The following is a 23,054-nucleotide window of genomic DNA, read 5'->3' as shown; positions in this document are numbered from 1 at the left end:
GCCGGTCAGCCGTAGGGGAACGGCCAGACACGCAATTTCTCCTTGCCGAGCGACCAGAGCCTTGCCAGCCCATGCGGTTCGACAATGAGAAAGAAGATGATCAATGCGCCCACAACCATGGTCGCAATGTGAAACACGGTTTCAGCACCGATATCGATGCCCATCGCAGGCAGCACCGCGCGCAGCACGATCGGCAGGCCCCAGATGAAGGCCGCGCCGAAATAGGAGCCGACCAGGCTTCCCAGGCCGCCCAGAATGACCATGAACAGGATCTGGAACGACAGCGTGATCGAGAACGCCGAAGGTTCGGCCGCACCGAGATAGAAGAAGATGAACATCGCGCCCGCGACACCGCACAGGTAGGACGACACGGCAAAGGCCGAGAGCTTGGCGGTCAGCGGCCTGACCCCCATCAGTTCGGCCGCGATATCCATGTCGCGGATCATCATCCATTGCCGCCCGATGCGCCCGCGCACGATGTTCTTCACCGCCAGCGTCACCACCACGACGATGCCGAGCACGACAAAATACTGGGTCATTGCACCGGCGGCCGGGCCGGTCAGGATGATGTCACCGAAGCCGCGGCGCTCCGGCACTTCGATCGCGCCGGAGGAATTGTAGTTGTAGAGCCACGGAATGCGGATGAAGCACCACTCCAGAAAGAACTGCGCGGCAAGCGTCGTCACCGCCAGGTAAAGCCCCTTGATCCGGAGTGAGGGCAGTCCGAAGATCACCCCGATGCCGGCCGAAAACAGGCCTGACAACAGAACCAGAATGATGATGTTCACATCCGGAAAGATCGTCGTCAGCTTGTAACAGCTGTAGGCGCCCACGCCCATGAAGGCACCGGTGCCCAGCGACAGCTGCCCGGCATATCCGGTCAGGATATTGAGCCCGATCGCCGCCAGCGCCAGGATCAGGAACGGCGTCATGATCGCGTTGAGAAAAAAGTCGCTTGCCACGAACGGGATCACGATCGCAATCACTCCGATGATGGCAATGCCGATGCGGTCTTCCCGGATCGGGAAGATCGACTGGTCGGAAATATAGCTGGTCTTGTACTGGCCAGATTCGCGATACAGCATTACTCGTCTCCCCAGACATTCCCGCTCGACGGCAGTATGTGCGAATGTGGCCCCGTCAGCCGGAACCGGTGCCCGGTCGGCGCTTCCATGATCACGGTGTGATCGACCACGCTGACCTTGCGCCCGCCCAGCTGTTCGATGCGGTGGATTTCCGCCGCAAGGTCGTCGGTCTCGATGTCGAAATGGATCCGCGCCTCGTCGTGCACCGCTTCGATAACCAGCGACACGCCCTTGTCTGCCGCCATGATGGTGGCGCGCTTGCCGTCATCAATGTGTGACGGCTGGCCCAGAAGCTGGGACCAGAAACTGGCTGCATGCTCGATATGGTCGGTGTGACAGTCGACGACGATGGCTGAAAGTCTGCTCTTGTGCATCGCTTACACCCTTTCGATGATACGTTCGCCGAACAGGCCCTGCGGCCGGAACAGCAGGAAGATCAGCGCGATCATGTAGGCAAGCCAGCTTTCGATACCGCCTCCGATCAGCGGCCCCCAGTAGATCTCGCCGATCTTCTCGCCGATGCCGATGATCAGTCCACCGACGATTGCGCCCGGGATCGAGGTGAAGCCGCCAAGGATCAGCACCGGCAGCGCCTTGAGCGCGATGATTTCGAGCGCGAACGACACATCCGAGCGCGCGCCCCACATGATGCCCGTCGTCAGCGCCACGATGCCCGCGGCAAACCACACGATGGCCCAGATCTGGTTGAGCGAGATGCCGACCGAAAGTGCTGCCTGGTGATCATCGGCCACCGCGCGCAGCGCTCGTCCGATCCGGGTCTTGTTGAAGAACACCGCCAGGCATCCGACCATGATGATCGCGATTACGGCTGCGGCAATGTCGATATGCTGCAGGATCAGAAGCCCGCCGTCGCCGATTTCGAGCGCAGTCGATCCGGTCGGCAGCCCCAGCTCCTCGGTGATCATCTGCTTGGGTTCGCCGCCGAAGATGAACTCGCCAAAGCCGATCAGGAAGTAGGTCAGTCCGATGGTCGACATCAGCAGGATGATGTCGGGCTGGTTGACCAGCGGCCGCATCACGAAACGCTCGACCGCAAGTGCCAGAAGCCCCATCACCCCGATCGTCAGGATCAGCGCCAGGTAGGCGGGAACGCCCTTCTCATGCAGGCCGACCAGCGTCAGCCCGGCAAACACCACCATGATGCCCTGCGCGAAGTTGAACACGCCGGACGCCTTGAAGATCAGCACGAAGCCCAGCGCGATCAGCGCATAGAGAACGCCCGCCACGAACCCTTCCCACAGCACCTGCAGCAGGAAGTCGGGAAGCTCGACCATCTGGATAAAAGGGTCGATGAAGATTGCGTAGAGAAAGTCCATCAGTGCGACACTCCCAGATAGGCGTCGATGACATCCTGGTTGTTCTTGACCTCGTCGGGCGGCCCGTCACCGATCTTGCGCCCGTAGTCGAGCACCACCACCCGGTCGGAGATGTCCATGACCACGCCCATGTCGTGCTCGATCAGCGCGATAGTCGTGCCCATCTGGCTGTTCACGTCGAGGATGAAGCGGCTCATGTCCTCCTTTTCCTCGAGGTTCATGCCCGCCATCGGCTCGTCGAGCAGCAACAGGTCCGGCTCCATTGCCAGCGCCCGTCCAAGTTCGACCCGCTTTTGCAGCCCGTAAGGCAGCTTGCCGACCGGGGTCTTGCGGATGTGCTGGATCTCGAGGAAATCGATGATCTCCTCGACCTTGAGCCGGTGCTCGATCTCCTCGTCGCGCGCCGGACCGACATTGAGCACCTGCCAGAAGAAGTTCTTGTGCATCTTCAGCGTCCGCCCCGACATGATGTTGTCGAGCGTCGACATGCCCTTGAACAGCGCCACGTTCTGGAAGGTCCGGGCAATCCCGGAAGCCGCCGCCTCATAGGGCTGCATCCGCGAGCGGGCCTGGCCACGAAATGTGATCACCCCTTCCTGCGGATGATAAAAGCCGTTGATAACGTTGAGCATCGAGGTCTTGCCGGCTCCGTTCGGACCGATGATGGCACGGATCTCGCCCTTGAGAATATCAAACGAGATGTCCGAGATCGCCTTCACGCCGCCGAATGACAGCGAGACATTGTCCACCTTGAGCATCACGTCGCCGGGGTTCAGCCCGTCATCCTCGGCATGCAGCTCGACATGTTGGATCCGCGCGTTCATTCGGCTGCCTCCGGCATTGTGTTCGACACCGGCAGCACTTCCGCATCCGCCACCTTCACGGTGGCCCGGATCACACCCTTGCGGCCATCCTCGAAGGTCATTTCGGTTTCGATGTATTTCTCCGCCGATCCGTCATAAAGCGCCTCGATCAGCGGGCCATAGCGGTCCGCCAGGAAGCTGCGCCGCACCTTCTGGGTCCGGGTCAGCTCCCCGTCATCGGCATCGAGTTCCTTGTGCAGCACCAGAAAGCGCTTGATCTGCGCGCCGGCCATCATCGGTTCGGCCGCGAGGTCCCGGTTCACCTGGTTGATATGGCCGGTCATCATCTCGTAGACCTGCGGCAGGCCCGCCAGTTCCTGGTAGGAGCCGTAGGAGATGTTGTTGCGCTCGGCCCAGTTGCCGACAGCCGTCAGGTCGATATTGAGGAACACGGCGACAAAGTCACGCCCGTCACCGAAGGCCACGGCCTCCTTGATATTGGGGAAGAACTTGAGCTTGTTCTCGATATATTTCGGCGCGTAGAGCGCTCCGGTCGTCAGCTTGCCGACATCCTTGGCCCGATCGATGATCTTCAGGTGACCCTGGGCATCGAAGATGCCCGCATCGCCGGTCATCACCCAGCCGTCAGGCGTCAGCGTTTCCCTGGTCTTTTCCTCGTCGCCGTAATAGCCGGCAAACATGCCCGGAGACTTGAACTGGACCTCGCCATTCTCGGCAATGCGGATCTCCACGTCGGGCGCAGCCGGCCCCACCGTGTCCGGACGGACTTCGCCATCCTTTTGCGCGGTGACATAGAGGAACGCCTCGGTCTGCCCGTAGAGCTGCTTGAGATTGATCCCCAGCGAGCGGAAGAACGAAAACAGGTCCGGCCCGATCGCCTCGCCCGCCGTATAGGCAGTGCGGATCCGGGTGAAGCCGAGCACATTGCGCAGGGGTCCATAGATCAGCTTGTCGCCGATCCAGTAGGATATCCGCCCCGACAGCGGTACCGGCCGGCCTTCGAGGATTTTCTCGCCGTATTTCTTGGCAACACCGAGATAATGGTCGAACAGCCACTTCTTCAGCCGGCTGGCATCCTCCATCCGGATCATCACACTGGTCAGCAGACCTTCAAACACCCGCGGCGGCGCGAAATAGAAGGTTGGCCCGATTTCGCGAAGGTTCTGCGCAACCGTTTCGGGGCTCTCGGGGCAGCTCATGCACAGCCCGACAGCATAGCCCTGGGCGTAGTTGAGATAGTGATCGCCGACCCATGCCAGCGGCAGATAGGCCAGCACCTCGTCGTGTTCAGTCATGTTGTCGAATTTCGCGGTGTCTTCCGCAGCCTTGACCGAAGCTGCCGCCGTCAGCATCACACCCTTCGAACGGCCGGTGGTACCGGACGTGTAGAGGATTGCCGAAATTTCGCTGCCGTCCGACGCCCAGATTCCGGCCTCCCAGTCGGATATGGCCGACGGATTGGCGGAGGCCGCCGCCCGGCCCTTCTCCTGCACATCGGCGAAATCATGCAGGTGCGTGCGCTCGTAATCACGCAATCCACGCGGCTCATCGAAAATGATGTCGGTCAGCGCCGGGATGTCGGATGCGACCGACTGGATCTTGTCCACCTGCTCCTGATCCTGGACCACGGCGAACCGCACACCGGCATGATCGAGCACATAGGCCATCTCTTCGGCCACCGAGTCCGCATAGACGGGAACCGGGATCGCCTTGAGCGATTGCGCTGCGCAGAATGCCCAGTAAAGCCGCGGCCGGTTCGAGCCGACGATGGCGATGCGCTCGCCCTCGGTCAGGCCCATCGCCTTCAGGCCCAGCGCAAATGCGCGGATCTCATCACGCTGCTCGCCCCAGGACCAGGTTTGCCAGATCCCGTAATCTTTTATTCGCATCGCAGGCCGCTCTGCAAAACGCTTGGCGTTCAACAGCATGTACTGCGGAAACGTAACCGGCTTGCCGCCGGCGGTCACGCCTGTGGCTTCCATTCCTCCACTCTCCTCCCTGTCCGGACGGCTTGTCGCAATGTCCGGGCGCATGGCTCTCACCCCATGCAACTGGCCGTTCCCACTGGCCACATTCCCACCGGTTTCAGCCGGTGTTTTCATTTGCGGGACCAGCCCCTGTCCTCTCAGAAGCCGATCCGCAAAGCGATCATCAATTAAATGAACGCTCGTTTACCTTATTCGCCTTTGCTGCCGTTGCAAGTCCTACTTTTGGTGTTTCTCACTCATTTGCCCTGATTATTTCCAGCTGGTCGACCAGAGCGGAAACGCCAAAACGGATCGGATCCGTGGCTGGCACTCCATACTCGCTCTCAAGCCCAGCCAGCAGCGCCCTCGCCTCTTCCTCGCCGAGCTTCTGCGTGTTGACCGCTATTCCGGTGCAGCGAATCGACGGGTTGGTCAGCTTTCCACAAGCGATGGTCATGTCGATCACTTCGCGGATGCTCGGCAGCCCGTGTTTGACGCCGCGCATCATTGTCCGCGTCGGCTCATGGCAGACAATGAAGGCATCTGCCTGCGCGCCGTGCAGAAGTCCGAGCGACACGCCGGCAAAGCTCGGATGAAACAGCGAGCCCTGTCCCTCGACCAGATCCCAGTGGTCCGGCTCTGCGGCAGGCGCGATCCATTCCACCGCTCCGGAAATGAAGTCCGCGGCCACCGCGTCGATCGCCGCACCACGGCCCGAAATGAACACTCCGGTCTGCCCGGTCGCTCGGAAATCTGCCTTCATGCCGCGGGCACGCATTTCGCGTTCCAGCGCGAGCGCCGTGTATTTCTTGCCGACCGAACAATCCGTGCCGACCGTCAGGCAGCGCAGGCCGGGACGCTTGGTTCCCTTGCCGGTGTCAAACCGCTGGTCCGAGAACCGCACGTCGTGCAGCTTGGCGCCGCTGCGCGCCGCGGCATCGCGGATCTCGTCAATCGAGGCAAGCCTTGTGTGCAGTCCGGTCGCCACGTTGAGCCCGGCGTCGAGTGCCGCGACGATCGAGGCAATCCAGTGCGCCGGCAGCACACCGCCGGCATTGACCGCGCCGACCACCATGGTCTTCACGCCTTGTGCCACGGCCTCTTCAATCGAAAGGTCGGGAATGTTTGCGTCCGCCTGGCATCCGTCGAGCCGCAACTGGCCGATGCACCATTCCGGCCGCCAGTCGACAATCCCCAGTCCCGTCTTCGCCGCAAGCGCATCCGGCACGTCGCCGAGAAAAATCAGATAGGGCGGATCGATGACCATCACATACTCCGGACGTTGGGACTGGCTTTAAGCCCCACTGTCCTGCGCCATGCCGGAGCCGTCAAGATGCCATTTGCCGTCTGTGCAGGTTTACCCGCAGCCAACGCTGCTCAAGGGGTGCGCGGCAGGATGAACGCGTCGTAGCAGGGTGTGAGCGTGATCCGCTCGTGTCCGCCCAGAGCCGGCGCATAATGCTCCAGCAGCACGTTCCTAGCATGATGCGTCGGACAGGTCGGCAGCAACACCAGATCGGTCTCGGCCACCGCGTCGCGCGCCTGCCCGTCAAGCTCCGGCACGGCCCTGTTCGGATCAGCGCCGATCGAGACATACCGGGTCCCCTTCCGGTTCAGGATATAGGGAAACGGATTGGCGAAATCGAGACTGAGGATGGTTTCGAACCGCCGCCGGTTTCTCAGCTCATAGGACTTGATCGCCTCGGTCACGCCCTGCATTTCCTGAAGCAGCAGGTACTGGTAGTCCGGGTCGGAAAACAACAGGAACGACGGCAGGATACCATTCTCCGCTATATCCTCGAAGGTTTCGCGCTGGTCGATATAGACCTGCCGGATCCGCTCCGCCCGCGTGACGAAAACATCCTTGGCCGAGACCCGCCCCAGCGGGCCGAGATCGGGCGCATCAAGCGCGACATAGCCCGGCGCCACCGCCAGTGCCCGCGCCGCCTTGTGCAGCACCGTGCTGACATTGGGCAGCACGGTCAGCCCGACCAGCACCACGATAGCCGCGCCAAAGCGCCCGTACCCCGATCGCGGCCTGAGCAGGATTGCCAGCAGTGCCGGCCAGACCATCAGGAAGGCCTGGCTGCCCGTATTCTGCGTCTCGTAGAACAGGCCGCACAAAAGAAGCAGCCCCACCCAGAACCAGTCGGCATCGATCATCCGTGCAACCGGATTTCCATCGGCCCGGCCGCGGGCGGCCGCATGTCCGGCAAGAGCGGCAATCAGCAGCACGATCGCAAGCACCCCGCCGGCGCCGAACACGTTAAAGTGCAGCGATGCCGCCGTCAGGAAGCGCGGCAGCAGCGCATCGGTGTTCTGCGAGGCCAGCACGATGATGTCCTGAACGTAAGGCACGACCAGTCCCGTCGTCAGTTCCGCAATGCCGGTCACACCCACACAGACGAGTGCCGTGGTGACCGCTGTCGACAGCCGGATACGCCCGAGCACGAGGCCAAACAGCAGGATCGGCCCGGCAGCGAGAAACGCGGTGATCTTGCAGAACGCCAGCGCCAGCAGCAGCACGCTCAGCAGCACCGTCTGCAGCACCGGTCCGCGCACGAACAGCACCGTTACCGCCACCAGGTAGATCAGGTGCGCGCCGTGACGGTTGTAGATCCCGAAGGCGTCGGTGCCCGGATAGGGATAGAAATCGACCACATTGTAGGGCAGCGCCGTAAACAGCATCCACGGCGCGAGCAGCCAGAAGGCGACCCTGCCGCCGTGGCGGCCCGCCACGTCCCAGAGAATCAGCGCCATGACCGGCACGGTCACCGGCAGCCAAATCCACTGCGTCAGCAGCACAGGGTTGGCTTGCGGGAACAGGAAGTCGGAAAAAGCTGCAAGGAAGTACTCGCCCGGCCCCACCGGTGCGAAGAAATCGATCGCCGGCCACTGGCCGTTGGCGATCCGGCCGATGGCGTCGTAATAGACCAGAACATCCCAGTACATCGGTCCGATCGGCAGCACCAGCGGCAGCGTCTGCAGCACGAGAAGCACCACCGCGAAGACGATGAGGACCGGGTAGAGCCATATCAGCGCGCGGTGGCCGCGGGCATCCCTACCATCCATCACATTCGTGCTCATGTCGCATCCCGCCCTGATTCTGTCTGCCGCGATACTCGGCGCAATCGAGCGGCAAGGTCAATCGCGCGAGTGCCGCAACCGTTCTCCTGTCACGGGAAAGGCAAGAGCCCTGACGGCCCGGCCGGAGGCCGCGATCATGAGGAGAGAACCTAGAAGCCCTCGCCCTCTTCCTGAATGATTTTCAGGCTGCCGTTTTCGATCCGGTGCACGATCATCCGCCGCTCGATCCGGCCATCGGGCCGGAACCGGAACAGGCCCGTGGCTGCGCGGAACCCCTGGCTCGAGGTCAGGTTCTCGACCGTGATTGCATCGGGCCCTCCGGACCGAACCAGGCCCGCGGCGATGGCGATGGAATCATAACCGATCGCCGCGTCATAGCTCGGCGCACGCCCATACTTGGCCTTGAACCGCTCGGCGATCACGCTGACATCGGTGGTCGAGGGAACGGCCACCATCAGCCCCTGCGCCGAGGGCCGCTTGTAGATCTCTTCGGGAATGAGCGACGTGGCAATGGCGGTGGCGATCGACTGCCCGAACTCGCCCGCAGCAAGAATGTCGATCACCTCGCCGATGGCATCGCCGCCGCCCAGCAGCACGATCGTGTTGGCCTTGGCAAACACCAATTGCCCCTTGGCGAAGGCCGCGCGCAGATTGATGCCGCTCGCCGGATAGGGCACGAAACCGATGGTGTTGCCGCCCTTGAGCTTGATCCCCTCGCGCAAACGCAGCAGGTTTTCCGCCGGGAACCCCGCCTCGTGCACCACCACGATGTTCTTCTGCTTGGCCGCGACCGCGACACCGACGCCCTCGAGCGCGCTGTCGATGGCATCGCCATAGAGCGGCCAGATATGCGTGCCACCGGCAGAATTGTTCGGCACCAGCGCCAGGATCGGCGGCCGCGGCAGGCTGGTGCCGGAGATGATCCGCGACACTTCCGCGTTCGTCGCCGGCCCGATGATCAGCTTCGACCCCGCCGCGCTCGCCGCCTGGACCTTGCTCGCGGCCTGTCCGGAAGTGGACGCAGACGCCTGGAAGTCAATCCTGAGCTGCCCCGCGCCAAGGTCGTCCAGCGCGAGCTTCGCACCATCGGAGATATCGGCGGCTTTCTTGCGCAGCGCGCCATCCGTAGGCAGCAGCATGGTCACCTGCACCGGCCCGTTGCCGTAAGTTGAGCTGCCCAGCGCCGCGACACCCGAATTGGAGGCCGACAGCCCATCCCCAAGGTTCGACGCCTGGCACCCTGCAAGGCCGAGACAGGCCGCCAGGAAAACCGAGCGCACGGACTTTTTCAGCCAGCTCCGCCCGGCGCTCGCCGTACCGTTACTCGAAACGCTTGTCACTGCACCACCCCGACCAATCCGCATACCCGAAACAACCTGTATCATGGCACTACAGCGCCACCTCAATCATGACGCGACGCTGTAGCATTTTGAAACCCGCTGCGTAAGCCCGGCCCTGATCCGGCCCTGATCCGGTTCGGGTCAGGGCCGGATCATGCCGGATCAGATGGTCACCGTGGAGCCTGTGTCGTCATCCACGAGGATCTTGAGCGCTTCGGCACCCGGAGCGGCAGAGAACTGGGCGATCTCGACGAAGTTCTCACCGCCCGTTGTCCCATTAACATCGACCGTCAGGACATTGCCGTCCATTCTGACATAGTCGGTCTCGTTGGTGTCATTGACGACCTGGCCGTCAAGCAGCGCCGAGAGATCCACGACATCGCCTTCGAGGATGTCGTAATCGGCGATGAGATCCTGGATACCGTTGTTAACCGCATCCGAGAGCGCATCGGCATCGAAGACGAAGGTGTCGCCACCGTCCCCGCCGGTCAGGGTATCAAGGCCCAGACCGCCATTGAGGATGTCGTCGCCTTCACCGCCGAACAGCAGATCGTCGCCGCCCAGTCCGAGCAATGTGTTGTCACCACCATTGCCGGTAAGGGTGTTGGCAAGATCATTGCCCGTCCCGTCGGCACTGTTGTGAACCGACATCTGCAGGTCGTCGAACAGGAAGCCCTTGTTCTCGCCGCCGGGTCCGTCCACCGGTGCGCCACCGGCGCTCGGACGGAAGAAGATGCGGCTGGTCTGATTGGCTTCCGCATTGTCCTCATGGGTCCCGCCGACAGTATCGCGATAGTTCTCGAAAGTCGTCGTTGTCCCGATGTGGGCGCCATCAAGGTAAACCTCAATCACGTCGTTGTCCGGGCCATCGGCATAGGTCAGATGGAGTTCGATGTCGTGCCAGTTGCCCAGGCTGACACCGTCCGCCAGCGTCACATTGCCGGTGAAGGCAGCGAAAGCATTGTTGGTCCAGTTGCCATCCAGGAGTGGCTCATTGACGGCAATCCGAATGCCTGCCGCTGTCGCCTCAAGAACCATGAAGTTGTTGCGGTCCGTGGCATTGGCCCGACCAAAATCCACTTCCAGGCGGGAATTGTCGCCTGCCGGATCAACCGGCTTGAAGCGGAACTTGATCGTATGACCATTGAAGTCTGCCGATGTTCCCGGTTCTCCCGCCGTCGCCGGCAGAGCCGCGGAATACGGCCCCGCGAAATCGGTGATCGATGGATCGCTCGACATCCGGAACACCTGGTTGCCGCCATCGTCGACAATGTTCTGATCGCGACCCGGGCCACCGGCCACTGCCCAACCATTCTCGCCATTGGCAATCGGGCCAAGATCGAAGCCTTCGAAATCCTCGAAGCTGCTGGCGCCGTCAAGCAGCGTCAGGGTCTCGACGTGATCCGGCAGGATGTAGCTGTCGGTGGTCCGGACCTCGTCCGTCCCCTCGCCAGCGGCTTCCACAACCGTGTCGTTGCCGTCAACGAGATAGACGTCATCACCATCACCGCCAACCAGCGTGTTGCCGCCGATACGGCCCGATGCGGTGCTGTCGTCGCTCAGCGTGTCGTTGCCGGCCGTCCCGTTGAAGGTGTTGCCTTCAACCAGGTCGGTGGCAAGGGCCGGGTCGTAGTTGAACACCCCGGCGCCGTTGAAGGTATTGCCGGAAATGTCGCCGGCCCAGGAGGCGCCGCCCACGGATCCGATTCCCATGCCTTCGAGAACCTGGTCGGTAAAGGTGTTGCCATTGACCGCCAGGCCGGTTGCACCGGCATAGGCATCGAGCGACATCCCCACGAGATTGCCCTCGTAAAGGTTGTTCTCGACCGTCACATCGGTTCCGCCATTGACATAGGTGCCGGTGTGCCAGCCGGTAAACGCATTGCCGCTCACCGTCAGACCGTCGCCCGAACCCACCGAATGGGTAATACCGCGGGAGACGTCGGCATCGACCACACCGTCTCGGTAGAACACCGAGTTCTCGATGGTCACGTTTGCCGCCTGGACGTGGATGCCGGCATTTTCGAAAGCGCCGCCGGAATTGCCGTTGAGCACCCGGACACCGTCGATGGTGACATCATCGTGAAGAACGATGATCCGACCTTCGATGGTGCTTTCACCTGCGCCGCCAGTCAGATCGCGTGCTGCATCAGTACCAACCACGCCGCCATTGGCGCCAATGATCGTCACCAGCTTGCTGATCGTCAGGTCCTCGGTAAAGGTGCCTGCCCGCAGCATGATGGTGTCGCCGTCCGATGCATTGTCGATCGCTTCCTGGATCGACATGCCTTCGGCCACGATGAAGGTGGTGCCGAGTTCCGCATCGACATCGTCCGGACCAAGCGGACCGGTGATCACCGAGGCGGTGTTCCCGCCACCCAGGAGCTGCAGGTTCAGTGCAAAGGCAACCGCATCCGCTTCGGAGCCGAAGAAGAAGGTGAAGTCTTCGCCGCGGTTGTCTCCACCATCGCGATGCGCTTCGTTCTGCACCGCGTAGACACCGCCCGGGAAGATGCCGCCGAAGTCGATGTTCTCGACCGAGGTGACACCCTCTTCGTCCGCGTAGATGCCGATCGGCTCACCATGGCTGTAGCTGCCATTGAAGGTGACGTCGTTGGTGCCGGGATCGTAGCTGCGGCCCGCCGAGTAGAGACCGACCGAACCCCAGTTGTTGCCGGTGGTCGTGATATCGGTGAGCACGATACCGGTCGAGTCCGACAGGGCGATGCCGACGCCGGCAGTCCCCATGCCGTCAGCCGTCACATTGGTCAGGCTCGAGTTGTCAACGCCGTTCAGATCGATTTCGGACCGTCCCGCACCCTGAACCGTCACGTTTTCCAGCTGGAAGCCGGTCAGCGTGTCGGCTGGAATGCCGGTTCCCGGGTCAACCTTGAAGCCGTAATGCGTCGTCGCCGATGCATCCAGCGTCAGGTCGCTGATGTGGACATTGTCGGCAGTCACGTGAATGCCGTAGCCCGCAGTTGCGGTCTTGAGCGTCACCTCTCCTTCGCCGGCGCCGATGATGGTCAGCGACTTGGAGATGTTGAGCTGTCCTGCCAGCGTGTATTCGCCGGCCGCGATCCGCACCGTGTCACCCGATGTCGACGCGGCAATCGCCGCCTCGATCGTGGCATAGCTGGTCACTGCACCTGACGTGCCGTTGACCACCTGAACCGGGTCGATGGGCACATCGCCATCTGCGAAACGAACAGTCTCGACGCTGGTGGTGATGGTCGTCACGGCTCCGGTAGCTGTGTGGGTGATGGTGACGGTTCCGTCTCCGTTCACGACGCGTGTGTACTCGGCCTGATTGCCCGAAAGCACGACCCGGTCATTGCCAGCACCGCCATCAAAGCTGTCGTTGCCGTCACCGGTGACAAAGACATCATCGCCCGCACCGCCGGAGAACTCGTCATCGCCGCCACCCGAGGTGAACGTGTCGTTGCCGTCGCCGCCGTTGAAGACGACGCGGTGGCCGCTGGTGATGCCCGAGGCATCGACAGTGTCGTTGCCGACACCGCCGTTCACGGTAATGGTGTTCACATTCAGCGCCGTGCCGCCAAGCGGGGTGGTCACGTTCACCGTGTCGCCGCCCGAGCCGAGATTGAGGACGATGTCCTCGATCTCGTCCATGCGCACGGAGCCGCCGCTGCTCACAGACACCTCGATGTCCGTGTTGTCCACGCCCGGCGCCTGCGGCGTGATTTCCGAACCGCCAGCAACCGCGCCGACCGTGAAGGTCGCCGAAGCCCCCGTGTTGGTGAGAACCACCGTATCCGTGTCGGAATCGGGGCCGGAAACTGGACCGGCATTGCCGCCGTCAACGCGGTCAGTGCCGTCGCCGGTTGACCACAGGAACGTGTCATCGCCTGCCCCGCCGATCAGCGTGTCGCTGCCGGTACCGCCGCGGATCACGTCATTGCCGGAAGACCCGGTGATCGTGTCAGAGCCGCTCTCGCCGTCAATCCGCACGATGCCGCTCAGCATGGTCTGGCTGAAGTCCAGATTGTTGTTCGAATTGTCGCCGCGGATCGTGACATTGTCGAAGCCGCCCGAACTGATCTCCTCGACCGCACCGGCCGCGAAGTGAATATCGATGCCGATTGCAACATCGTCTTCCGTCGCCAGGATCCGGTCCGTGCCGTCGCCACCATCGAAGGTGTCGACGCCATCGCCCAGATCGACCAGGAAGTCGTCATCGCCGTCGCCGCCATTCAGCGTGTCGGAGCCGGTGCCGCCGCGGATCACGTCATTGCCGGAAGACCCGGTGATCGTGTCAGAGCCGCTCTCGCCGTCAATCCGCACGATGCCGCTCAGCATGGTCTGGCTGAAGTCCAGATTGTTGTTCGAATTGTCGCCACGGATCGTGACATTGTCGAAACCGTTTGCACCGATTTCCTCGACCGCACCGGCCGCGAAATTGATATCGATGCCGATCGCTACATTGTCCTCTGCTGCAAGGATCCGGTCCGTGCCGTCACCGCCATTGAAAGTGTCGACGCCGCCATCCGGACCGATCAGGAAGGTGTCGTTGCCGCCACCGCCATTCAGGGTGTCCGTCCCGCTCTCGCCAACGATGATGTCATTGCCATCGCTGCCGTTGACCGTGTCGTTGCCACCGCGCGCAAGCACCAGATAGGCGTCTGTGGTCGCGCCACCGGCCGCGGTTGCAACATCCAGGAGGTTGTTACCCGAGGTCCCGACCAGCACCTTGTCGAACGGCAGGAAGCTGTCACCGATGGTGACGCCCTTGATGATCGTCTCGAAGCCTTCTGCCGAGAAGTCGAGGCCTGCGGCATTCACCGTGCCGTTGACGCCCGAACCCGCCACCAGGGCATCGATCTGGGTGATCAGGCTGCTGTCGGCAGCCTGGGCCAGCGTCAGCGCGATCCTGAGCGTGTCGGTGCCATTGCCGCCACGGTAGACCACATGGTCGCTCGTCGTCTGCGATGTGGTCACCACATCGTTGCCGCCGGAAGCATCGACGATGACACCGTTGATCAGCTGCACGTCGCGGAAGTCGAGATCGTTGACGGCATTGGTGCCCAGCACGCGGACATTGGCGCCGCCATTGGCATCAATCACCTCGATACCGGTCAGCCCCTGCGAGAAGTCGCCGGAGACATTGATCCGCGTGTTGGTGTTGGTCGCCAGGATCGTGTCGGTGTCGGAAGCCGAACCCGTGTCGGTGATCGTGTCGATGCCGTCATTTGAGCCGAAGTGGTAGGTGTCCGAGCCTTCGCCGCCATCGAGGATGTCGTTGCCGGCATCGCCGCGGATCACATCGTCGCCGTCACCGCCATTGATGGTGTCGTTGCCCGAGCCGCCGCGGATCTCTTCGCCAGCGGACGTGCCGGTGATGGTGTCATCGCCGCCCTGGCCGTCAATATAGGCGATGTCCGTCAGCGTCACGGCGGAGAAGTCAAGCACGTTGCCGCTGTTGTCGCCACGGATGGAGACACCCGAATTGCCATTGCCGCTGATGGCTTCGATGCCATTGTCGGAACCGAAGTCGCCGGAGATCCCGATCCGGGTGTTGTCCGACAGCGCCACGATCGTGTCGGTGTCGCTGCCCGAACCATTGTCGTCGAAGATGTCGTAGCCGTGACCGGAACCCGAAACCTGATAGGTATCGGAGCCGTCACCGCCATCCATCGTGTCATTGCCCGCGCTGCCGCGGATCACGTCCGCAGCGGAGGACCCGATGATGGTGTCGTCACCATTCTGGCCATCGATATAGTCGATGCCGGTCAGCGTCATGCCCGAGAAATCAAGCGTGCTGCCGCTGTTGTCGCCACGAATGGTAACGCCGTTGTTGCCATTGGCGGTGATCGTCTCGATGCCCGCAACTGAGCCAATAAACTCACCGGCAAGGCCGATCCGCGTATTGTCAGACAGAGCCACGATCGTATCGCTGCCGCCGGCGCTGTCCTCATAGGTGTCATAGCCATGACCACCGCCGGAAACCTGGTAGGTGTCATCGCCTGCGCCACCCCGGAGGATGTCGTTGCCCGCGCTGCCGCGGATCGTATCATCACCGGATGTGCCGATGATGGTATCGTCGCCGTTCTGGCCATCGATATAGTCGATGTCGGTCAGCGTCATGCCCGAGAAATCAAGCGTGCTGCCGGTATTGTCGCCGCGAATGGTAACGCCGTTGTTGCCATTGGCGGTGATCGTCTCGATGCCCGCAACTGAGCCGATAAACTCGCCGGCAAGACCGATCCGGGTGTTGTCCGAAAGAGCCACGATCCTGTCGTCGCCGCCGGCGCTGTCCTCATAGGTGTCATAGCCATGACCACCGCCGGAAACCTGGTAGGTGTCATCGTCTGCGCCACCCCGGAGGATGTCGTTGCCGCTACCGCCACGGATCGTGTCTTCCACCCCGGTACCGGTGATGGTGTCTGCACCGTTGCCGCCGTCAATGAAGGCTATGTCGGTCAGGCTCACGCCAGAGAAGTCGAGCGTATTGTCGCTATTGTCACCCGAGATATAGACGCCATTGTTGTTGTCGCCGGTGATCGCTTCGATGCCGTTGTCGGAACCGAAGTGACCGGAAATCCCGATGCGGGTGTTGTCGGACAGCGCCACGATCGTGTCCGTGTCGCTCGCCGAACCATTGTCGTCATAGATGTCATACCCGTGACCGGTACCGGACACCTGGTAGGTATCCGAGCCTTCTCCACCATCGAGCGTATCGTTGCCGCCATTGCCGCGAATGACGTTTGCGCCATCATTGCCGGTGATCACATTGACAGCGTTGTTGCCGATCACCTCGAACGGTGCATCGCCGAGCAACGTCAGCGTGGTAACGCCGCCGCCAAGCGTGAAGACATTGCCGGTGTCGTCGGTACCGCCCTCGATCTTCAGATTGTCCTTGGAGATCGTCAGCGACTGGCCGGTGACGGTTCCGAACAGGTTGATGCGGAACCCAGGCACCGTGCCTGCATCGTCATGCGCAAGCTGCAGCGTTGCAAAGGTGCCCACCAGCGAGTCGCTGGCATCATAGACGTGAACCGGCATCGTCAAGTCGATCAAGGTCCCGCCGATGTTCAGGAGCTCGACATTGGCCTCGGCGGTATCGACCGCACCGCTCACGGTATGTGTAATGGTCACCGTTCCGTTGGATGCAACGGCAATGCTGTAGTCGGAGAATGCTCCGGTCGCGATGTAGGTGTCGATGCCGTCGCCGCCGTCGAAGGCGTCACTGCCCGCACCGGACGTGAATGTGTCGTCCCCATCATTGCCGTTGAAGACGACCCGATGATTGCTGGTGATACCCGAGGCGTTGACTGCGTCATTGCCGGTTCCGCCATTGACGGTGATCGTCGTCGTGTCGAGCGCCGTGGTCGAGAAATCGCCGGTGATGGTGACGCTGTCGCCAGCGCCGCCGAGATTGAAGACGATGTCCTCGATCTCGTCGGCACGGATCGTCTCCGTTCCGGCGGAGATCAGGATATCGGTCGCGTCAGTGCCCGTGACCGGAACGATATTGGGTCCGACAGCCGCGACATTGACCGCAAAGGCGGTTGCGCCACCCGTGTTGGTAATATCGAGCGTGTCAGCGACGGTGTGAGAACCACCGTCTACGATGTCGTTGCCGTCGCCGGTCGACCAGGTGAAGGTATCGTCACCCGCAGCGCCCTTCAGCGTGTCGTTGCCGGTTCCGCCGATGAGGGTATCGTCGCCGCCACTTCCGAGCAGCAGGTCATTGCCCGCACCGCCATCAAGCGTGTCGTTACCGGCATTCCAGGTCGAGCTGACGCTGTCGTCGCCAATCAGAACGTCATCCTGATCGCCGCCAGTGAGCGTATCCGAATTCTGGAAACCGATGAGTATCGAGCGTTCGCCGTTGTTGCCGACCAGGGTGTTGACCGCGTTTGAACCGCGAACCAGTGTGAAGGTGCCCTCGGCAAACGAAAGCTTCTCGACATCCGTGAACACCTTGGTCTGACCATCGCCATTCGGGCGGGTGTCAATGACAAGCGTGAATGTCGGATATCTCTCGAAGCTGTAGTCTTCCACCGAACCGGTAAACACGGCCGTGTCTGTTTCCGAACCACCATGCAGCTCATCATTGCCCGCGCCGCCGATCAGGATGTCGTCGCCTTCGCCGCCATTGACGATGTCGTTGCCGCCGCCGCCGGCCAGCAGGTCATTGCCCTCCGTACCGGTGATTGTCTCGGCAACCGGTGTTCCGTTGACGATGGCGCTCAGCACCACGCCATTATAGGCAAACAGCGGATGGGTCGGGTTGGAAACATTGACCGCCGTCGTGTTGACCAGTGTGACGCCCGAGAGGTTGACCGTACCATCGGCGCCGGTGGTGTTGAAAGCCCCCGGATAGCCGGCAACGTCAGCCGGAGTGCCGGCGGGGTTGTCGATCGTCGGGTTGATATAGGTGGCATAGCCCCACCCTGCGGCCACGGTTCCGGTCACGCCGCTCAGCGAGAGGCCGTTGAGGTTGGTGTAGCCCTGGATGTAGACACCGACCTTGGCAAATGCGCCGTTCACTTCGACCGTGTCGATGACCACGGTGCCGATCGGGTCGTTCACATCGTAATCGGCCTGTTCGAACCCGGCGATCTGGATCGCCGTGTCGGCAGTGCCGGTTGCATTGTTGATGGTGACGTTCTGGATCGTGGCGTCGCCGCGATACTCGAACAGCACGATGTCGCCATCGCCATTGCTGCTGCCGTCGCCATTGTCGGCGAAGCTCGATCCCGAAACCGTGACCTTTCCGATGCCATCCGATTTGCCGTTCACGAACACGCCGTGCTGTGAATTGCCGCTGAACGAGGAATTCAGGATTTCGAGATGGCCAAGCGTTACCGCGCCGCTGGCCGACACGCCGTTGGTGCCGCCCTGGAAGCCGATTCCGTCGATCGTCACGGTACCTGCGCCGATATTGCCGGACACGGTGAGACCCGTGCCGCTCGCCGGATCGATGATGACGTTTGCCGCGCCGCCCATTCCGATCAGCGTGATTGCCTCATCGACGACCACATTTTCGGCATAGGTGCCTTCCGCGATCAGGATGGTGTCGCCATCCACGGCCGCATCGACTGCGTCCTGGATGGAGGCGAAACCGCCATTGCCAACCAGCAGGAAGCGGCCCGTTGCAGCCCCCACCGGATCCGTGCCCTCGACAATCTGCACGCCGGTCAGCGTGTCGGTGCCTTCACCGAAGCCGTTGGCATTGATCTCCCAGCCCGGGATGCCGGCACTGTTGGGATCGGCATCCGTGATGGTGGTGAAGTTCCCGACCGTCAGCTCGCCATTGTAGATGGCGGTATCTGTACCGCCGCCGCCGATCAGCGCATCGTTGCCGGCGCCGCCTTCAAGCGTGTCGTCGCCGATCTCGCCTGCAGCGCTGCCGGTTGGCTTGTCCGCGCCATAAAGCTGGTCGTCGCCTTCGCCGCCGCGCAGCGTGTCGTTGCCGCCCTTGCCCATGATCCGGTCATTGCCGGAGGTACCGGTGATGGTCTGGTCGACCGCCGGCTGGCCGGACTTGTCGCCCTGGATTTCCGTGTGGATATCCGAACCGGCAGGCAGCGTGATGGTGAAGCCCGACACGTTGATCTGCAGGTCTGTGACGCCATCGATGTTGAACAGCGGGCCCCAGTTGCTGACAGCGCCCGACAGGTCCAGGTCGGGGACGGAAAGACCGTCGATCTCGCTGAAGTTGAAGATCGCAATCGGGTTCTTGTGATAGGCCCCGGTAACCGTCACGTCATCGAACACGACGGTGCCGATGTTCGGCGCGGTGAACGGCGTCGCGGGGTTGCCACTGCCATTGTTCACGTAACCGGTGATTTCGACGGCATTGTCGGGCCGGTCGTTCTGGGCCGTGGCAGGCGTTGCTCCCTCGAACGTCACGCCCTGGAACAGGGCATTGCCCTCGTAGCCAAACAGCTTGACGTGGGCCGCGCCCTGGAAGTTGTTCTGGAAGCCGTTGTTGGAGAAATCCGTGTCGACAACTTCCAGCGAAGTGATGCCGGCAACGATCGGCGCATCGCCGTCATTGTCCGGATCATCGCCCACGAGATAGATTCCGTGCTGCGAATTGCCGCTGATCTCGCTGTTCACGATCGTCAGCTTGCCGGCATTGGCCGAGGTCTCGACAAAGATGCCGTTGGTGCCGCCGATCAGATCGATGTTATCGATCGACACGTTTCCGCCAGCCAGATCGCCGGTCAGCGTCACCGCCGTGCCCGAAGCCGGGTCAATCGTGACCGCCCCGATGCCGACAAAGGACAGCGCCTTGGTGACGGACAGATTCTCGGCGTAGGTGCCTTCCGCGATCAGGATGGTGTCGCCATCCACGGCCGCATCGACTGCGTCCTGGATGGAGGCGAAACCGCCATTGCCAACCAGCAGGAAGCGGCCCGTTGCAGCCCCCACCGGATCCGTGCCCTCGACAATCTGCACGCCGGTCAGCGTGTCGGTGCCTTCACCGAAGCCGTTGGCATTGATCTCCCAGCCCGGGATGCCGGCACTGTTGGGATCGGCATCCGTGATGGTGGTGAAGTTCCCGACCGTCAGCTCGCCATTGTAGATGGCGGTATCTGTACCGCCGCCGCCGATCAGCGCATCGTTGCCGGCGCCGCCTTCAAGCGTGTCGTCGCCGATCTCGCCTGCAGCGCTGCCGGTTGGCTTGTCCGCGCCATAAAGCTGGTCGTCGCCTTCGCCGCCGCGCAGCGTGTCGTTGCCGCCCTTGCCCATGATCCGGTCATTGCCGGAGGTACCGGTGATGGTCTGGTCGACCGCCGGCTGGCCGGACTTGTCGCCCTGGATTTCCGTGTGGATATCCGAACCGGCAGGCAGCGTGATGGTGAAGCCCGACACGTTGATCTGCAGGTCTGTGACGCCATCGATGTTGAACAGCGGGCCCCAGTTGCTGACAGCGCCCGACAGGTCCAGGTCGGGGACGGAAAGACCGTCGATCTCGCTGAAGTTGAAGATCGCAATCGGGTTCTTGTGATAGGCCCCGGTAACCGTCACGTCATCGAACACGACGGTGCCGATGTTCGGCGCGGTGAACGGCGTCGCGGGGTTGCCACTGCCATTGTTCACGTAACCGGTGATTTCGACGGCATTGTCGGGCCGGTCGTTCTGGGCCGTGGCAGGCGTTGCTCCCTCGAACGTCACGCCCTGGAACAGGGCATTGCCCTCGTAGCCAAACAGCTTGACGTGGGCCGCGCCCTGGAAGTTGTTCTGGAAGCCGTTGTTGGAGAAATCCGTGTCGACAACTTCCAGCGAAGTGATGCCGGCAACGATCGGCGCATCGCCGTCATTGTCCGGATCATCGCCCACGAGATAGATTCCGTGCTGCGAATTGCCGCTGATCTCGCTGTTCACGATCGTCAGCTTGCCGGCATTGGCCGAGGTCTCGACAAAGATGCCGTTGGTGCCGCCGATCAGATCGATGTTATCGATCGACACGTTTCCGCCAGCCAGATCGCCGGTCAGCGTCACCGCCGTGCCCGAGNTGATGCCGGCAACGATCGGCGCATCGCCGTCATTGTCCGGATCATCGCCCACGAGATAGATTCCGTGCTGCGAATTGCCGCTGATCTCGCTGTTCACGATCGTCAGCTTGCCGGCATTGGCCGAGGTCTCGACAAAGATGCCGTTGGTGCCGCCGATCAGATCGATGTTATCGATCGACACGTTTCCGCCAGCCAGATCGCCGGTCAGCGTCACCGCCGTGCCCGAGGCCGGGTCAATCGTGACCGCCCCGATGCCGACAAAGGACAGCGCCTTGGTGACGGACAGATTCTCGGCGTAGGTGCCGGCGTGGATCTCCACCGTGTAACCGTCGAGCGTCGAGCCCGCATCGATTGCAGCCTGGATCGTGGCATAGGTGCCGATCAGGTTTCCGGATCCGTCGAACACCATGACATCGGCGGTCAGGTCGAGATCAACACCATTGCTGCCGAAATCGATACCCTCGATGCCATAGAGCGCATCGACCTTGCCGTGTGCGATGTCTTCGACCCGCCAGCTGCCATCGGTCTCGCGGGTGACGTTGTAGTCACCGGCAACACCGTCATAGAGCGCCGTGTCGCTCTCGCCGGACTGAGCCAGCACGTTCGAAGCAACGCCGAGGTCGGTCTCGTTACCGTACAGCGTATCGCTGCCGCCGCCGCCCTTCAGTGCGTCGTTGCCGGAGCCGCCGATCAGGATGTCGGCATTGCTGCCGCCATTGTAGCCCGTGTCGCCGATCAGCGTGTCGTCGCCGCCCATGCCGCGCAGAATATCGTCATTGTTGCTGCCGATGAGAACGTTGGCATTGCCGTCGCCGGTAAAGTCGGCGGTGGAATTGTGCGCCGCTGTCACGTTCTCGAAGCCCGAGATCGTGTCACCGGTCAGTTCGCCACCCGAGACCGTGTTGGTGGTCAGGTTGACGGTGTGGATCACCGAGGCATTGCCGCCGACCGACAGCCGCAGCGTGTCGATACCCGCGCCGCCGGAAAGCACATCCGCTCCTGCGCCGCCGTCGATGATATCATTGCCGTCATTGCCAGAGATCGTGTCGTTGCCTTCACGGCCCGACAGGATGTCGTCACGACCCGATCCGACGATCACGTTGTCCAGGCTGCTGCCGTTGACGATGCTGGCAGCGCCGCCGCTCACATCGGCCGCATTGAGGATAATGTTCTCGATTTCGGTGAAGGTCGCCCCGTGCGCCGCGTAACCGCCCGCGCCGCTGGTCAGATCAACGGTAACCTTGCCGGTCAGAGCCGACAGGTCAACCGTGTCGACACCGGCGCCGCCGTCGAACGTGGTTCCGCCGCCATCGACCAGGTAGTCGTTGCCGGCACCGCCGCGCAGCGTATCGGTGCCCGCGCCGCCGATCAGCAGGTCGTCGCTGTCGTCACCAACAAACACGTTGTTGCCGCCAAGTCCCTGCATGCCAATGTCCTGCGGACCGGTTCCGATCGCGTTGGTCACGCTCAATGGCAGGCTGGAAAGGTCCAGATCCCCGTCAATGCCGTCAATGGACAGGCCAAACCAGTCAGCCGTGACATTGATCGTCAGCCCGGTGCCGATGATGTTGAGACCATTGGCATTGGCAAAATTGTAAATCGCCACGCCGACCTTGGAATAGGTACCGGTGACGCTCACGCCGTCGAGCGTAACCGTGCCCATCGGCTGGAACGGCGCATTGACGCCGCGGAACTGGATGCCGTTTTCGGCTGCAGCCCCAGGGTTTTCCACCGTGACACCGGTCAGCGTGATGTTGCCATTGTACTGGTAGAACGAGACCGGACCTTCGCCCGCGCCGCCCGATTCGGTTGTCGCGTTGCCCGTGAAGACGACGGTATCGAGGCTGATTGCCGCCACGCCGGTGGCGTTGCTGACATGCAGACCGTTGTACTTGCCGCCGGTCACGGTACCGTTTTCAAGG

At 62.1% G+C, this 23,054-nt stretch carries 9 protein-coding genes; all 9 read right to left on the bottom strand.

The annotated features are described in order from the left end of the window. Positions 1-5: 5 nt before the first annotated feature. Entirely contained in the window at positions 6-1,085 is a 1,080-nt protein-coding gene (locus SPHINGO391_RS05920) for a branched-chain amino acid ABC transporter permease (protein WP_152007958.1), read from the bottom strand. Then, positions 1,085-1,459, bottom strand: a complete 375-nt coding sequence (locus SPHINGO391_RS05915; protein ID WP_152007957.1) for a VOC family protein — start codon at positions 1,457-1,459, stop codon at positions 1,085-1,087. The genes SPHINGO391_RS05920 and SPHINGO391_RS05915 overlap by 1 nt, the downstream gene beginning before the upstream one ends. Before the next feature lie 3 nt (positions 1,460-1,462). Continuing rightward, on the bottom strand, positions 1,463-2,422 hold the full coding sequence (locus SPHINGO391_RS05910) for a branched-chain amino acid ABC transporter permease (protein WP_152007956.1): 960 nt from the start codon (positions 2,420-2,422) through the stop codon (positions 1,463-1,465). Then, on the bottom strand, positions 2,422-3,246 hold the full coding sequence (locus SPHINGO391_RS05905) for an ABC transporter ATP-binding protein (RefSeq protein WP_152007955.1): 825 nt from the start codon (positions 3,244-3,246) through the stop codon (positions 2,422-2,424). Before SPHINGO391_RS05905 ends, SPHINGO391_RS05910 begins: the two co-directional genes overlap by 1 nt. After that, positions 3,243-5,228, bottom strand: a complete 1,986-nt coding sequence (locus tag SPHINGO391_RS05900; RefSeq protein WP_152007954.1) for an AMP-binding protein — start codon at positions 5,226-5,228, stop codon at positions 3,243-3,245. The genes SPHINGO391_RS05905 and SPHINGO391_RS05900 overlap by 4 nt, the downstream gene beginning before the upstream one ends. Positions 5,229-5,466: 238 nt before the next feature. Then, positions 5,467-6,480 (bottom strand): N-acetyltransferase DgcN, encoded by a 1,014-nt coding sequence (gene dgcN, locus SPHINGO391_RS05895; RefSeq protein ID WP_152007953.1) that lies wholly within the window; start codon positions 6,478-6,480, stop codon positions 5,467-5,469. A 110-nt stretch (positions 6,481-6,590) separates the two neighbouring features. Beyond that, positions 6,591-8,300: a hypothetical protein gene (locus SPHINGO391_RS05890; protein ID WP_152007952.1), complete on the bottom strand. Its 1,710-nt coding sequence runs from the start codon at positions 8,298-8,300 to the stop codon at positions 6,591-6,593. 149 nt (positions 8,301-8,449) lie between these two features. Next, a complete protein-coding gene (locus SPHINGO391_RS05885; protein ID WP_152007951.1) occupies positions 8,450-9,640 on the bottom strand; it encodes an ABC transporter substrate-binding protein in 1,191 nt (396 codons plus the stop codon). Between the two features lie 162 nt (positions 9,641-9,802). Next, positions 9,803-21,118, bottom strand: a complete 11,316-nt coding sequence (locus tag SPHINGO391_RS25115) for a type I secretion C-terminal target domain-containing protein (protein ID WP_210385766.1) — start codon at positions 21,116-21,118, stop codon at positions 9,803-9,805. Between the last annotated feature and the right edge of the window lie 1,936 nt (positions 21,119-23,054).

The sequence above is a fragment of the Hoeflea sp. EC-HK425 genome (genome assembly GCF_902498795.1).
GTDB classification, from domain to species: domain Bacteria; phylum Pseudomonadota; class Alphaproteobacteria; order Rhizobiales; family Rhizobiaceae; genus Hoeflea; species Hoeflea alexandrii.
Note: the sequence above shows the minus strand (reverse complement) of the source record. Positions and strands in the feature narration are given on the sequence as shown.